General features: G+C 71.7%; 16 protein-coding genes and 1 riboswitch. Of the genes, 7 read left to right on the forward strand and 9 right to left on the reverse strand.

Annotation, left to right across the window (positions count from 1 at the left end):
• Window positions 1–646, reverse strand: a 646-nt coding sequence (locus tag C1I97_RS16085; protein ID WP_111003923.1) for a maleylpyruvate isomerase family mycothiol-dependent enzyme, incomplete at its 3' end; no start/stop codon positions are given.
• A 202-nt stretch (window positions 647–848) separates the two neighbouring features.
• Complete coding sequence (locus C1I97_RS16090) at window positions 849–1052, reverse strand: DUF397 domain-containing protein (protein WP_111003911.1); 204 nt, start codon at window positions 1050–1052, stop codon at window positions 849–851.
• 175 nt (window positions 1053–1227) lie between these two features.
• Between C1I97_RS16090 and C1I97_RS16095 the strand changes: the two genes are divergently transcribed.
• A complete protein-coding gene (locus tag C1I97_RS16095; protein ID WP_111003912.1) occupies window positions 1228–1872 on the forward strand; it encodes an HD domain-containing protein in 645 nt (214 codons plus the stop codon).
• 28 nt (window positions 1873–1900) lie between these two features.
• Window positions 1901–2968 carry a GNAT family N-acetyltransferase gene (locus tag C1I97_RS16100; RefSeq protein WP_441349120.1) on the forward strand — a complete coding sequence of 356 codons (1068 nt, stop codon included), beginning with the start codon at window positions 1901–1903 and terminating at the stop codon, window positions 2966–2968.
• Here the strand turns inward: C1I97_RS16100 and C1I97_RS16105 are convergent.
• Window positions 2950–3228 (reverse strand): DUF4031 domain-containing protein, encoded by a 279-nt coding sequence (locus tag C1I97_RS16105; protein ID WP_111003914.1) that lies wholly within the window; start codon window positions 3226–3228, stop codon window positions 2950–2952. The two genes, C1I97_RS16100 and C1I97_RS16105, sit on opposite strands and share 19 nt — an antisense overlap.
• Window positions 3229–3253: 25 nt before the next feature.
• On the reverse strand, window positions 3254–3643 hold the full coding sequence (locus C1I97_RS16110) for a hypothetical protein (protein ID WP_073950815.1): 390 nt from the start codon (window positions 3641–3643) through the stop codon (window positions 3254–3256).
• Window positions 3644–3699: 56 nt separating this feature from the next.
• Between C1I97_RS16110 and C1I97_RS16115 the strand changes: the two genes are divergently transcribed.
• The 3 genes from C1I97_RS16115 (at window position 3700) to C1I97_RS16125 (ending at window position 6277) form a co-directional block, all read left to right on the forward strand.
• Window positions 3700–4644, forward strand: a complete 945-nt coding sequence (locus C1I97_RS16115; RefSeq protein ID WP_111003915.1) for a MurR/RpiR family transcriptional regulator — start codon at window positions 3700–3702, stop codon at window positions 4642–4644.
• A 79-nt stretch (window positions 4645–4723) separates the two neighbouring features.
• A complete protein-coding gene (murQ, locus tag C1I97_RS16120; protein ID WP_111003916.1) occupies window positions 4724–5659 on the forward strand; it encodes an N-acetylmuramic acid 6-phosphate etherase in 936 nt (311 codons plus the stop codon).
• A gap of 33 nt (window positions 5660–5692) precedes the next feature.
• The gene (locus tag C1I97_RS16125; protein ID WP_111003917.1) at window positions 5693–6277 is read left to right on the forward strand and encodes a hypothetical protein; all 585 of its coding nucleotides are present in this window, start codon (window positions 5693–5695) and stop codon (window positions 6275–6277) included.
• A gap of 30 nt (window positions 6278–6307) precedes the next feature.
• Here the strand turns inward: C1I97_RS16125 and C1I97_RS16130 are convergent, their stop codons facing one another.
• The 5 genes from C1I97_RS16130 to thrC form a co-directional block, all read right to left on the reverse strand.
• Window positions 6308–7456, reverse strand: coding sequence for an NADH:flavin oxidoreductase (locus C1I97_RS16130; RefSeq protein ID WP_258382594.1), 1149 nt, complete (start codon window positions 7454–7456; stop codon window positions 6308–6310).
• 200 nt (window positions 7457–7656) lie between these two features.
• Window positions 7657–9279: a chaperonin GroEL gene (gene groL, locus C1I97_RS16135; protein ID WP_111003919.1), complete on the reverse strand. Its 1623-nt coding sequence runs from the start codon at window positions 9277–9279 to the stop codon at window positions 7657–7659.
• Window positions 9280–9564: 285 nt separating this feature from the next.
• On the reverse strand, window positions 9565–9768 hold the full coding sequence (locus C1I97_RS16140) for a cold-shock protein (protein ID WP_004986573.1): 204 nt from the start codon (window positions 9766–9768) through the stop codon (window positions 9565–9567).
• A gap of 446 nt (window positions 9769–10214) precedes the next feature.
• A complete protein-coding gene (locus C1I97_RS16145) occupies window positions 10215–10490 on the reverse strand; it encodes a MoaD/ThiS family protein (RefSeq protein ID WP_111003920.1) in 276 nt (91 codons plus the stop codon).
• Window positions 10487–11773, reverse strand: a complete 1287-nt coding sequence (thrC, locus tag C1I97_RS16150) for a threonine synthase (protein WP_111003921.1) — start codon at window positions 11771–11773, stop codon at window positions 10487–10489. The genes C1I97_RS16145 and thrC overlap by 4 nt, the downstream gene beginning before the upstream one ends.
• Window positions 11774–11791: 18 nt before the next feature.
• Window positions 11792–11976: riboswitch (SAM riboswitch) on the reverse strand.
• A 130-nt stretch (window positions 11977–12106) separates the two neighbouring features.
• Between thrC and C1I97_RS16155 the strand changes: the two genes are divergently transcribed.
• Both C1I97_RS16155 and C1I97_RS16160 read left to right on the forward strand, forming a co-directional pair.
• Window positions 12107–13051 carry a glucosyl-3-phosphoglycerate synthase gene (locus C1I97_RS16155; RefSeq protein ID WP_111003922.1) on the forward strand — a complete coding sequence of 315 codons (945 nt, stop codon included), beginning with the start codon at window positions 12107–12109 and terminating at the stop codon, window positions 13049–13051.
• A gap of 130 nt (window positions 13052–13181) precedes the next feature.
• Window positions 13182–14464: alpha,alpha-trehalose-phosphate synthase (UDP-forming) (locus C1I97_RS16160; RefSeq protein WP_111003924.1), on the forward strand; the 1283-nt coding region annotated here is incomplete at its 3' end.

Consider the following 14464-nt stretch of genomic DNA (forward strand, 5'->3'; position numbering starts at 1 on the left):
CCCCGGCCAGCTCGTACGACGCCCCGTCCGCCGGCCGCCCCGCATACAGCCGTACGAGCGTCGCGCCGTCCCCGATGTAGCGCGCCGGGGGCTGCTCCCCCGAGACGTCGCCCAGCCGCAGCGGCTCGTCCGCGTCGTCGAGGTCGGCGTGCAGCGGCAGATGGCCCTTCTCACGCGTCACGTGCGCCAGCAGAGCGAGCGCGTACGGCAGCCCGGCGCCCGCATACGCGTCCGGCTCCCCGAACGTGACCCGTACGTCCCCGGCGTGCACCCACTCACCCAGTGCGAGGATGTCAAGCACCCCACCCGCCTTGGCGATCATCGGCCCCGCCTTGGTCATCCCGCGCTCCAGCTCGTCCACGACACGCCGGTTGCTCCACCCGGCCCGCTCGGCGATGTCCCGGTCGTTGGACGCGGGCGAGAACACCCCTTTCTCGAACCGGGCCTCCACCACCCGCGTCAACGCGGCCGAGCAGTGCGCCAGCACATCCCGCACCGTCCAGCCCGGACAGGCCACGACCGGCAACGCGAAGTCCGCGTCGTCCCTACCTCGCAGCAGCGGGACCAGTAGGTCCCGTTCCATGGTGAGCAGCCGCCCGGGCAGCTCAGGGTCTCGCACCTGGTGCACATCCGCAGGAGTCGTCATGACGTCCACGCTAGTGCTTGCCCCGTCCTGCGTCGGCTGTCGCCGTGCACACGAGGGAAAGCACTCGGGCCGCTCCCGAAGGAGCGGCCCCAGGACCTGGTGCAGCCATATGCACCGTGTTTTGTTCGCTACCGCCGACGCTGCCAAGGCCGGCCGATGAGGGGCAAGCCGACCGTCACGTCATGTTGACGACGGTTTTCGGTCAGTGACGGCGGCCGGTGCGGGCGACGAAGGCGGACCAGGCAGCGGGGGCCACCGTGAAGGTGCCTCGGGTGGTGTCCTTGGAGTCGCGGACGTGGACGGAGGCGGGGAGGGCCGCGACCTCTATGCACTCGCCGCCCGCGCCACCGCTGTAGCTGGACTTGAACCAGCGGAGCGACTGTGCCTCGAACTGCTCGGTGTTCACAGGCCTCCTTGCAGCAACTTCCCGATGTGGCGCACGGATTCGACAGGGGACAGCGCCTGTGCCCGCAGGATTCCATTGATCCGTCGAGCTCAGGGGAGGGGGGCGTCCGGGCAAGACGGTACGAGCCGAGCTCGACCTTTCCAGCCGACCGGACGGCAACAGCGACAATGGCGGTATGGCCGATCTCGACGCCCTGCGCGCCCGCTGGACCCGTGCTCTCGAAGGTGCCCGAGGCCCCGGTGGCGGTCCCGACCCGGTGCCGTACGCCGACAACCTGCTCGGGCGCTGGCAGGAGCCGCAGCGGCACTACCACACGCTCACGCACCTGACCGCCGTCCTCGACCGCGTCGACGTGCTGGAGAAGTACGCTGGCGATCCGGACGCGGTCCGGCTGGCGGCCTGGTTCCACGACGCCGTGTACCTGCCCGAACGCTCCGAGAACGAGGAGCGCTCGGCCCGGCTCGCGGAGCGCGCGCTGCCGGAAGCCGGAGTGCCGCAGGAGAAGACCGCCGAAGTCGCCCGCCTCGTCCGCCTCACCGTCGGCCACGACCCGGCCGAGGACGACCGGAACGGCCAGGTGCTGTGCGACGCCGACCTGGCGATCCTCGCCGCGCCCCCGTCGGCGTACGCCGCCTACACGGCCGGCGTCCGGGAGGAGTATCACTTCATTCCGAACGACGCCTTCCGCGAGGGCCGTGCCGCGATCCTGCGGCGGCTCCTCGCCCTGCCCCGCCTGTTCCGCACCCCGTACGGGGCGGAACACTGGGAGGCCACCGCCCGCTACAACATCGGCTCCGAATGGGAAATGCTGTCGCTCTGACGGCCCCGCCGCGCCTACCCTGCGCCGTATGCGTGCATGGGGCGGGGAACAGGTGGAGCGGGCCGTCGCGGACGCCGTGGCGCTGCTGCGGACGGCGGCGGACCGGGACTGGGACGGGGTGCGGGCCGGGCGGCTGGAGTGGAGCTGCCGGCGGACGGCGGAGCACATCGCGAGCGATCTCATCAACTACGCGGGGCGGCTGGCCGGACGCGCCAAGGACGCGGGCGCCCCCTTCGAGGTCGCCCTCGACGAGGGCACCGGGAACGCGGACGTCCTGGACGTGATCGAGACGACCGGCGCGCTGCTCGTCGCGGCCGTGCGCACCACCCCGCGCGCGGTCCGGGCCTTCCACCCGTACCCCTTCCGCAGCGCGAACCGCGAGGGATTCGCCGCGATGGGCGTCGCCGAGGTGCTGCTGCACACGCACGACATCGCCACCGGCCTGAGGCTGGCGTACGAGCCGCCCGCCGAGCTGTGCGAGGACGTGCTGACCCGGCTGTTCCCGCACGTCCGGCCGGGCGCCGCGCCCTGGCCGACGCTGCTGTGGGCCACCGGCCGCGGTGAGCTGCCCGGCCGCGAGGCGGTCACCGAGTGGCGGTGGAGCAATCCGCCCGTCCTCCCCACCGAACGGCTGATTCTGGAGGGCGTCACCCCCGCCGTCGCCCGCGATCTGAGCAGCGGCGGCGACGGCGGCCTGGAGTGGGTGGGCTCGAGCCCGGCCGACGGCACCCGCGTGGGCGCCGGACTCGTGGCCAAGCAGTACGAGGACGGGGCGTTCCATCCGCGGTGGGGCATGTACGTGCTGGTGCGGCGCGAGGACGACCGCGCGGTGGGCGCCATGGGGTTCCACGGCGCCCCGGACGAGGCCGGCCGTGTGGAGGTCGGCTACGACCTCGTGGTGGGCGCCCGCGGGAACGGCTACGCCACCGAGGCGCTGCGCGCGCTGTCGGCGTGGGCGCTGGCGCAGGACGGCGTACGGACGGTGGCCGCCGTCATCGCCCGGGAGAACACGCCCTCGCAGAACGTCGTCACCCGGGCCGGGTTCACCCGCGTCACGGAGGACGGCGCCGAGTACGTCTACGAAATCCGGCCCTGAACACGGTGTTTGGGCCGCCGCAGCCCGGCGGCGTACAGCAGCCGTACCACCTCCCGGCTGCTGACCTCGACCGCGCCGGCCGCCACCGCGTCGGCGTAGCGGTGGGCGGGCAGGTCGTAGTGGTCCCGTTCGAAGGCGCGCCGGGGCACGCCCAACCCGGCGGCGAAGAGGTGCAGTTCGTCGTAGGAGACGTCGCTGACCAGGTGGGACCACATGCGGCCGTGGCCCGGCCAGGCGGGCGGGTCGATGTAGAGGGTCACGGTGCGGCCGTCCGGTGGAGCGCCGTCACGACGACGGCTCCCCGCCGCCGGTCGCCTCCGCCAGTCCACCCACCGGCGCCACCTTCACGCCCGCCTCGGAGCACACCCAGTGCGGGTCGGGGCCGAGTTCGGGCTCGACGTCCAACGCGTGCGGGTCGCCGTAGCCGCACACCGGGCACAGCGGCCAGCGACCGTAGCGCTCCAGGAGGGCGTCCTGGACGTCCTGCGCGACCAGCCCGGCCACGAACTGCGCGCCGTCCGGCCACTGCTCGACCCACCAGCGGCGCTGGGCGACGGAGTCCTCCACGAGCGAGACCACGTCGGCCTTGGCGACCTCGCTCGCGACCAGGTCGGCGAGGACGAGGGCGCGGGCGGCGTGCAGGGCCTGCTCCAGGGGGCTGACGGGGTCTGTCATGTCTCCATTGTGCGTACTGTTGACGCCACCGCCGAACGGAAAATATCTTTCATGGTGTGACCCAGGATGTGAAGGAAATTTTCGCACGCGCGGGCACCCACGGCAGCACGCCCCCGGCCCCCGCCGCCCTCGCGGCCAAGGTGCGCACGCTCGCGCCCTCGATGACCCGCTCCATGCAGCGCGTCGCCGAGGCCGTCGCGGGTGACCCGGCCGGCTGCGCGGCCCTCACGGTCACCGGCCTCGCCGAGCTCACCGGCACCAGCGAGGCGACCGTCGTACGCACCGCCCGCCTGCTGGGCTATCCGGGTTACCGGGACCTGCGCCTGGCGCTCGCCGGCCTGGCCGCCCAGCAGCAGTCGGGGCGCGCGCCCGCCATCACGACCGACATCGCGGTGGACGACCCCATCGCCGACGTCGTCGCCAAACTCGCCTACGACGAGCAGCAGACCCTCGCCGACACCGCCGCCGGCCTCGACACGGTCCAGCTCGGCGCGGCCGTCGCCGCCCTGGCCTCCGCCCGCCGCACCGACGTCTACGGCATCGGCGCCTCCGGCCTGGTCGCCCAGGACCTCACCCAGAAGCTGCTGCGCATAGGGCTGATGGCCCACGCCCCCGGCGACCCGCACCTCGCCGTCACCAACGCGGTGCAGCTGCGCGCCGGCGACGTGGCGATCGCGATCACCCACTCGGGCTCGACCGGGGACGTGATCGAGCCGCTGCGGGTGGCCTTCGAGCGCGGCGCGACCACCGTCGCGATCACCGGCCGGCCGGACGCGCCCGTCACGCAGTACGCCGACCACGTCCTGACCACCTCCACCGCCCGCGAGAGCGAGCTGCGCCCGGCGGCGATGTCCTCCCGGACCAGTCAACTGCTGGTGGTGGACTGCCTGTTCGTCGGGGTGGCGCAGCGGACGTACGAGACGGCGGCGCCGGCGCTGGCGGCGTCGTACGAGGCCCTGGCCCACCGGCACAGCCCGCGGGGCGGGACCCGGCACGCGTAGCCGGGGAACGAACAGGGACCAGCACGGTCAGCCGTACCGCATCGCACCGCACCGCATCGCACGAAGAGAGCCGTCCTTCATGACCTCCACCCCCCACTACCGCGAGCTGCGCGCCGAGTTGGAGTCGCTGACGACCGAGGCGTTCCGTCCCGAGCTGGCGGAGATCGACCGGCTGCCCACGCTGGAGATCGCGCGGCTGATGAACGCCGAGGACACCACCGTGCCGGCCGCCGTCGCCGAGCGGCTGCCGCAGATCGCCGCCGCGATCGACGCGGTCGCGCGGCGCATGGCCCGCGGCGGCCGGCTGATCTACGCCGGCGCGGGCACGGCGGGGCGGCTGGGCGTGCTGGACGCCTCGGAGTGCCCGCCGACCTTCAACACCGAGCCGTCGCAGGTGGTCGGCCTGATCGCGGGCGGCCCCGAGGCCATGGTGACGTCGGTCGAGGGCGCGGAGGACTCCAGGGAACTGGCGGTCGAGGCCCTCGACGCCCTGGGGCTCACGCCGGACGACACGGTGGTCGGCGTCTCCGCCTCCGGCCGCACCCCCTACGCCATCGGCGCGGTGGAGCACGCCCGTGGGCTGGGCGCCCTGACCGTCGGTCTGGCCTGCAACGCGGACAGCGCGCTGGCGGCCGCCGCCGAGCACGGCATCGAGATCGTCGTCGGCCCCGAGCTGATCACCGGCTCCACCCGTCTGAAGGCCGGCACGGCCCAGAAGCTGGTCCTGAACATGATCTCGACGATCACGATGGTCCGCCTGGGCAAGACCTACGGCAACCTGATGGTCGACGTACGCGCCTCCAACGACAAGCTCCGCGCCCGCTCCCGCCGCATCGTCGCCCTCGCCACGGGCGCACCGGACGACGAGGTCGAACGGGCCCTGGCGGCCACGGACGGCGAGGTCAAGAACGCGATCCTGACCCTGCTCGCCGACGTGGACGGCCCCACGGCGGCCCGCCTGCTGGAGCGATCGGACGGGCACCTGCGCGCCGCCCTGGAGGAAGCGGGACGCTGAGGGGCCGGCCCGGGGCCCTACGCTGGAGGCACCATGAACCACGCCCAGCTCACCGCCCTCGGCCGTGCCCTGCGTCTGCTCGGAGAGCACGGCGAGGCCCTGGCCGCCGACACGCCCGATGCCAAGCTGCACGAGGTGAAGGCGGATCTCCGGCGTGCGCTCGATCTGCTGGAGGAGACCGTCACCTCGGCCGCGCCCGCCACGCGGTGTCCCGAGCATCCGGGCGGGCCCGTCGACGAGGACGCGCCCGATCTCTGTCTGCTGTGCGAGACCCGGCGGCGGGCCGCCCGGCGGTCCGAGGTCGACGGGGCGTATCCGTCGTACGACCGTCCGGCCGCCGAGCCCGCCGACCGCGCCCCCTCCCGCTACGGGGTACGCGGGGACCGGCCGCAGCCCCAGCAGCGGTGGCTGCCGGAGCTGTGGAACGGGCGGGAGTGGCAGTTGTGCGGAACCCCGCGGCGGGACCGGCGCGAGGCGGAGCTGTTCATCAACGCCCAGCGCCGGGGGGCGCGGGCCGCGATGGCCTACCGGCTCGTGCACGAGTTCACCGACTACGAGGTGGTGCGGATCTGGGGCCACCCCGTGCGGGCCGACATCGAGCCGATGGGCAACCTGTAGGGCGCGTGCCCCTGCCCCCGGCCCCTCGCCTCAGCTGAGCGTCTGCAGCGACGCCGCGTCGTACGGCCTGAGCTCCTCGAACCGGCCGCCGAGGACCTTCGCCGCCCACTCGGGGTCCTGCAGCAGCGCGCGGCCCACGGCCACCAGGTCGAACTCGTCGCGCTCCATGCGGTCCAGCAGGTTGTCCAGGCTGCCGAGCGGCGCGCCCTCCCCCTGGAACGCCTTGACGAAGTCGCCGTCCAGGCCGACCGAGCCGACGGAGATGACCTGCCTGCCCGTCAGTTTCTTCGTCCAGCCCGCCAGGTTGAGGTCCGAGCCCTCGAACTCGGGCAGCCAGTAGCGGCGCGTGGAGGCGTGGAAGACGTCCACGCCGGCCGCCGCGAGCGGGGTCAGGACCGCCTCCAGCTCCTCCGGGGTCTCGGCCAGGCGGGCGTCGTAGGCGTCCCCCTTCCACTGCGAGTACCGGAAAATGACGGGGAACTCCGGCGAGACGGACGCGCGGACCGCCGCCACGATCTCGGCGGCGAACTTCGTCCGGGCCACCGGGTCGCCGCCGTAGGCGTCGGTGCGGCGGTTGGTGCCGGCCCAGAGGAACTGGTCGATCAGGTAGCCGTGGGCGCCGTGCAGTTCCACGCCGTCGAAGCCGATGCGCTCCGCGGCGGCGGCCGCCTCGGCGAACGCGCCGACGACGTCGTCGACGTCCTTCTGCGTCATCGCCTTTCCGGTGACCTCGGACTCGCCGACGCGCAGCCCGGAGGGGCCGACCGGCGGCGCGTCCGGGAACGGCGGCCGGTTCGGCTTGCGGACCATGCCGATGTGCCACAGCTGCGGCACGATCGTGCCGCCCGCCGCGTGCACGGCCTCGGCGACCCTCGCCCAGCCGGCCAGCTGCTCCTCGCCGTGGAACCGCGGCACCCGGCTGCTCTCACCGGCCGAGTCGTGCCCCACGTACGTGCCTTCGGTGACGATCAGCCCGACACCGGCGGCGGCGCGGCGGGCGTAGTACGACAGCACGTCCTCGCCCGGGACGCCGCCCGGCGAGAACATGCGGGTCATCGGTGCCATCACGATCCGATTGGGGACGGTGAGGCCGTTCAGCGCGACGGGGCGGGAGAGGACCCGCGCCGCGCGGGAGGCGGACTCGGCGTCGGGCGCGGACTCTGAAGCGGTGACGGTCACGTGGGGGCTCCTCGGAATCGGTCGGATACCAGGCAGTATGTGCACACGCATCAATTGCGCACTGGTGTCAACTGCCCCACCCGTCATGGCATTCCGCCGCTTCCCGGTTGTGACCCGGAACACGCCGAGGGCGGCACCCCTGCGCGAACAGGGGTGCCGCCCTCGGTACGTGACGGACGGATCCGATCCTCGAAGGAGGATCAGAAGTCCATGTCACCGCCCGGCATGCCGCCGCCGGCCGGCGCGGCGGCCTTCTCCGGCTTGTCGGCGATGACGGCCTCGGTGGTGAGGAACAGCGCGGCGATGGAGGCGGCGTTCTGCAGGGCGGAACGGGTCACCTTCGCCGGGTCGATGATGCCCTCGGCGATCATGTCGACGTACTCGCCGGTGGCGGCGTTCAGACCGTGGCCGACGGTCAGGTTGCGCACCTTCTCCACGACGACGCCGCCCTCGAGACCACCGTTGACGGCGATCTGCTTCAGCGGGGCCTCCAGGGCCAGCTTCACGGCGTTGGCGCCGGTCGCCTCGTCACCCTCGAGCTCCAGCTTCTCGAAGACGCCGGTGGTCTGCAGCAGGGCCACGCCACCGCCGGCGACGATGCCCTCCTCGACGGCCGCCTTGGCGTTGCGCACGGCGTCCTCGATGCGGTGCTTGCGCTCCTTGAGCTCCACCTCGGTGGCGGCACCGGCCTTGATGACCGCGACACCGCCGGCGAGCTTGGCCAGGCGCTCCTGCAGCTTCTCGCGGTCGTAGTCGGAGTCGCTGTTCTCGATCTCGGCGCGGATCTGGTTCACGCGGCCCGCGACCTGGTCGGCGGAGCCGGCGCCGTCGACGATGGTGGTCTCGTCCTTGGTGATGACGACCTTGCGGGCGCGGCCCAGGAGGTCCAGGGTCGCGTTCTCCAGCTTGAGGCCGACCTCCTCGGAGATGACCTCGCCGCCCGTGAGGATGGCGATGTCGCCGAGCATGGCCTTGCGGCGGTCGCCGAAGCCCGGGGCCTTGACGGCGACGGACTTGAAGGTGCCGCGGATCTTGTTGACGACCAGGGTCGACAGGGCCTCGCCCTCGACGTCCTCGGCGATGATCAGCAGCGGCTTGCCCGACTGCATGACCTTCTCCAGCAGCGGGAGCAGGTCCTTGACCGAGGAGATCTTGGAGTTGGCGATGAGGATGTACGGGTCCTCGAGCGACGCCTCCATGCGCTCCATGTCGGTCGCGAAGTAGGCGGAGATGTAGCCCTTGTCGAAGCGCATGCCCTCGGTGAGCTCGAGCTCCAGACCGAAGGTCTGCGACTCCTCGACGGTGATGACGCCTTCCTTGCCGACCTTGTCCATGGCCTCGGCGATGAGCTCGCCGATCTGGGTGTCGGCGGCGGAGATGGAGGCGGTGGAGGCGATCTGCTCCTTGGTCTCGACCTCCTTGGCCTGGTCGAGCAGGGCGGCGGAGACGGCCTCGACGGCCTTCTCGATACCGCGCTTCAGGGCCATCGGGTTGGCGCCGGCGGCGACGTTGCGCAGGCCTTCCTTGACCAGGGCCTGGGCCAGCACGGTCGCGGTGGTCGTACCGTCACCGGCGACGTCGTCCGTCTTCTTGGCGACTTCCTTGACCAGCTCGGCGCCGATCTTCTCGTACGGGTCCTCGAGCTCGATCTCCTTGGCGATGGAGACGCCGTCGTTGGTGATCGTGGGGGCGCCCCACTTCTTCTCGAGGACGACGTTGCGGCCCTTGGGGCCGAGGGTCACCTTGACGGCGTCCGCGAGCTGGTTCATGCCGCGCTCGAGGCCGCGCCGCGCCTCCTCGTCGAACGCGATGATCTTGGCCATGTGAAGTGGTCCCTCCAGGACTGGGGGTGATTCCTTCGGACCGCGCCCGCGCCCGCGACGGACGGCTCGCCGGCCGGTGGTTCCTTGCCCCACCCGGCCCGCGGGCCTCACCGACCCGGTCCTTCGTTGTCACTCTCACCTTCAGAGTGCTAACGCCAATGATTAGCACTCGGCATGGTCGAGTGCAAGCGCCTTCGGGGGATCAGCCCGGGGCGAACGGGGTGAAGGGGGACAGGACGAAGGGCCCACACCCCGCGGGGTGTGGGCCCTTCGCGTGAAGAACGTTCAGGCGGTGACGCGCACCATGTCGGCCTGCGGGCCCTTCTGGCCCTGCGAGATCTCGAACTCGACCCGCTGGCCCTCTTCCAGCGTGCGGTAGCCGTCCATCTGGATCGCGCTGTAGTGGACGAAGACGTCCGCACCACCGTCGACCGCGATGAAGCCGTACCCCTTCTCCGCGTTGAACCACTTGACGGTGCCCTGAGCCATGCCTAACTCCCCTATTACTGGCCCTTGCACAGATCCACACTTCGCGGACCCGGGTCAGACCTCACCCCCCATGGATTGGGGGCGTGCGCCGGAACGCGTCGACCGCGGCTGAATGTATCTGTCCAACTGCCGTCTGCAACAGGTCAATCGGACGAGAAATCTGGACGCGAACGGTCCGGAATATAGTGAGGATTAGCCCGAATTCAGGGCAAGTCGGGCCCCACAAAAAAGGCAAATGCCACAAAAAGCCCGCACACTTTGGCTACTTCTTGTCGGGCGTACGGCAGGAATTCGTGGCTCCGGATTCGGGGACCAGGGGCGCGTTCCCCAACTCTACCGCGCTCAATCACACAGAATTGCCCCCTCCGCTTCTCTCACGGAGGGGGCAGTCCGATGAACTCTCGGTGACGCACCTCACCGAAGGTGACGACCGTCCGCGAAGACGGTCATCCGCCGGCGACGGCCGGGATGATCGAGACGCCCGCGCCGTGCGGCGTGGCCGTCTCCAGCCCCTGCTCGAACCGGACGTCGTCGTCGTTGACGTAGACGTTGACGAAGCGGCGCAGCCTGCCCTGGTCGTCCAGGACGCGGGCGGCGATGCCCGTGTGGTTCTTCTCCAGGTCGGAGATGACCTCGCCGAGAGTCGCCCCTTCGGCACTGACCTCGGCCCGGCCGCCGGTGTAGGTGCGAAGGATGGTGGGGATACGAACGGTCACGCTCATCGGAGGCCAGCCTCTCGGAAGGAGTCCAGGGTCGGGCGGATCGTCGCGGTGAGGCCGGTGCCCGCCACCGCGTCCAGCGTCTTCAGGCCGTCGCCGGTGTTGAGGACGACGGTGGTCTTCGTCGGGTCGAGGGCGCCGGCCTCGACCAGCTTCTTCGTCACGCCGACCGTCACGCCGCCGGCCGTCTCCGCGAAGACGCCCTCGGTGCGGGCGAGCAGCTTGATGGCGTCCATGACCTGCTCGTCCGTCACGTCCTCCACGGCGCCGCCGGTGCGGCGCGCGATGTCCAGGACGTACGGGCCGTCGGCCGGGTTGCCGATGGCGAGCGACTTGGCGATGGTGTCCGGCTTCTGCGGCCGTACGACGTCGTGGCCGGCCTTGAAGGCGGTGGACACCGGGGAGCAGCCCTCGGCCTGTGCGCCGAAGATCTTGTACGGCCTGTCCTCGACCAGACCGAGCCCGATCAGCTCCTGCAGGCCCTTGTCGATCTTGGTGAGCTGCGAACCGGAGGCTACGGGGACGACGATCTGGTCGGGCAGCTCCCAGCCGAGCTGCTCGCAGATCTCGTACGCCAGCGTCTTGGAGCCCTCGGCGTAGTACGGCCGCAGGTTGACGTTGACGAAGCCCCAGCCCTCGCCGGCCGGGTCGCCGATCAGCTCGGAGCAGAAGCGGTTCACGTCGTCGTAGTTGCCCTCGATGCCGACGAGCTCGCCGCCGTAGACCGCGGCCATGACGACCTTGCCCTGCTCCAGGTCGTGCGGGATGAACACGCAGGAGCGCAGGCCGGCGCGGGCGGCGGCGGCGCCGACGGCGCCGGCGAGGTTGCCGGTGGAGGAGCAGGACAGGGTGGTGAAGCCGAAGGCGCGCGCCGCCTCCAGGGCCTGGGCGACCACGCGGTCCTTGAAGGAGTGCGTCGGGTTGCCGGAGTCGTCCTTGACGAAGAGCTTGCCGGCGTCGACGCCGAGCTCGCGGGCGAGGCGGTCGGCCTGGACGAGCCTGGTCCAGCCCGGGTTGAGGTTCGGCTTGCCGGCCACGTCCGCGGGGACGGGCAGCAGCGGGGCGTAGCGCCAGATGTTCGCGGGGCCCGCCTCGATCCTCTTGCGCAGCTCCTCGGTGCCGTAGGCCGAGAAGTCGTAGGCGATCTCCAGCGGGCCGAAACACTCCTCGCAGGCGAAGACCGGGCCGAGGGGGACGCGGTGACCGCACTCGCGGCAGCTCAGGGCCGTGGCGGGGCCGAGGTCGGCGGTGGAGTCGGTGCTGCTTGCAACAGTCTGCACAGCCATGTGAGGCGAGGCCCTTTCTCCTCATCTTCCCCACGGCGCATCTCGCCGTGAGACGGAATTGGCACCTTCCCTAGCCGGGAGCCTCGCGAAGACGATCGACGGCGGTCAGCGATCAGCGATCGACGACCGGCGGTCCACGAGAACCGGCTGGAGGGTTGCCGGGGCTTCATCGGGCCGTGTCCCTCTGCCCCTCTGGATGAGCTGTATGCGGTTGTGAGGCAGCGGCGACCCCGGCATGCGAGGGTCGTCCGCGTTGTTCAAGACTGTAACCGAAGGCCACGACCATTGAGACAGTCGTCCGAACCGCGAGACACCCGTGAGGAGCCGCAGACCGTGCTGGAAGAAGTCGAGCGCTGGCTGGCCACCCGTTCCTGGTCCGTGGCCGACCGCCCGCTCGGCCAGATCCTGGCCGCCAAGCAGCGCACCGGCCAGACGGTCTCCGTCGTGCTGCCCGCGCTGAACGAGGAGGAGACGGTCGGCGACATCGTCGCCGCCGTCCGGCGCGACCTGGTGGAGGGGGCGCCGCTCGTCGACGAGATCGTCGTCGTCGACTCCGGTTCCACCGACCGCACCTCCGCGGTGGCCGCCGCCGCGGGCGCACGGGTCGTGCACCGCGACGAGATCCTGCCGCGCCTGCCGGCCGTGCCCGGCAAGGGCGAGGTGCTGTGGCGCTCCCTGCTCGTCACCCGCGGGGACGTCATCTGCTTCGTCGACGCCGACCTCAGGGAGTTCTCCTCCGACTTCGTCACCGGCATCGTGGGCCCCCTGCTCACCGAGCCCGGCGTCGACCTGGTCAAGGCCATGTACGACCGTCCCCTCGGCACGACCGCCGGGCAGGGCGGGCGGGTCACCGAGCTGATGGCGCGCCCGCTGCTCAACCTGCACTGGCCGCAGCTGGCCGGCTTCGTGCAGCCGCTAGGCGGCGAGTACGCGGCCCGCCGCTCGCTGCTCGAACAGCTGCCGTTCCCCGTCGGCTACGGCGTCGAGCTCGGCATGCTGGTCGACGCGCTGCACCTGGTGGGCCTGGACGCCCTCGCCCAGGTCGACGTCGGCGTGCGCAGGCACCGGCACCAGGACGGGCAGGCGCTCGGCCGGATGGCCGCCGCGATCTACCGCACCGCCCAGCTGCGCCTGGCCCGCGGTCACCTCGTCCGCCCCCGGCTCACCCAGTTCGAGCGCGGCGAGAACGGCTTCGAGCCGCGGACGTACCCCGTGGACACCGAGGAGCGGCCGCCCATGACCGGGATCGCGGAGTACGCGGCCCGGAAGGTGGCGTGAATCAGGTGGCGTGAACCCGTGGCGCGAAACCCCGAGCCCGTGGCGCGAAACCCCGGCCCGGCCGTGCCCGGCCGTCTACGAAGCGGAACCGTACGTTTGAGCGTTTCCGGGCCGGGCTAGGTTGAGGACCATGGCTTCAACGCACGGTGCCGAGGTGCTGGTCGCGTCCAACCGCGGCCCGGTTTCGTACGAGGTGTGCGAGGACGGCTCGCTGAACGCCAGACGCGGAGGCGGAGGGCTGGTCTCCGGGTTGTCCGCGATCGGCCCGGAGGCGGGCGCGGTGTGGGTGTGCGCCGCGCTGAGCGACGCCGACCGGGAGGCGGCGCGCCGCTTCGAGGGCGGGCGCCGGCTGCCGTCGGAGGCGACCGGCGGACAGCAGGTCCGGATGCTCGACATCGACGCGGACGTCTTCTCCGACGCGTACAACGGCATCGCCAACTCGGTGCTGTGGTTCGTCCACCACATGCTCTACCAGACCCCCCTGGAGCCGGTCTTCGACGCGGAGTTCCGGCGCCAGTGGGCGTCGTACGAGGCCTACAACCGGGCCTTCGCGCAGGCGCTGGCGGAGGAGGCGGCCGAGGGCGCGGCCGTGCTCGTGCAGGACTACCACCTGACGCTCGTGCCGGGCATGCTGCGCGACTTCCGGCCGGACGTGCGGATCGGGCACTTCTCGCACACGCCGTGGGCGCCGGTGGACTACTTCCGGATGCTCCCCGACGACATCGCCGAGCAGGTGCTGCGCGGGATGCTGGGCGCGGACCGGCTGGGCTTCCTCACCCGGCGGTGGGCGGACGCCTTCGCCGGCTGCTGCGACGCCCTGGTCGGCGGGCTCGGCGGCACCCGGATCGGGGTGCACGGGCTGGGCGCGGACGCCGAGTTCCTGCGGGAGCGGTCGCACCGGGCCGACGTCTTCGAGCGGATGGCGGCGCTGCGCGAGGAGATCGGCGCGGCTCCGGACGGGGGTGCGCGCAAGACGATCGTGCGGGTGGACCGGACGGAGCTGTCCAAGAACATCGTGCGAGGGCTGCTCGCCTACCGGCAGCTGCTGGAGGAGCGGCCCCAGTGGCGCGAGCGGGTGGTGCACCTCGCGTTCGCGTATCCGTCGCGGCAGGACCTCGCCGTGTACCGGGAGTACACCGCCGAGGTGCGACGGGTGGCGGAGGAGATCAACAAGCGGTACGGGACGGCGGGGTGGCGGCCGGTGGTGCTGCACGTCAAGGACGACTTCGCGCGGTCGCTGGCGGCGTACCGGATCGCCGACGTGGCGCTGGTCAATCCGATCCGGGACGGGATGAACCTGGTGGCCAAGGAGGTGCCGGTCGTCTCCGACTCGGGGTGCGCGCTGGTGCTGTCGCGGGAGGCGGGGGCGTACGCGGAGCTGGGGGACGACGCGGTGGTCGTCAACCCGTACGA

It is taken from the genome of Streptomyces sp. NTH33, assembly GCF_003236365.1.
In the GTDB taxonomy this organism is placed as follows: domain Bacteria; phylum Actinomycetota; class Actinomycetes; order Streptomycetales; family Streptomycetaceae; genus Streptomyces.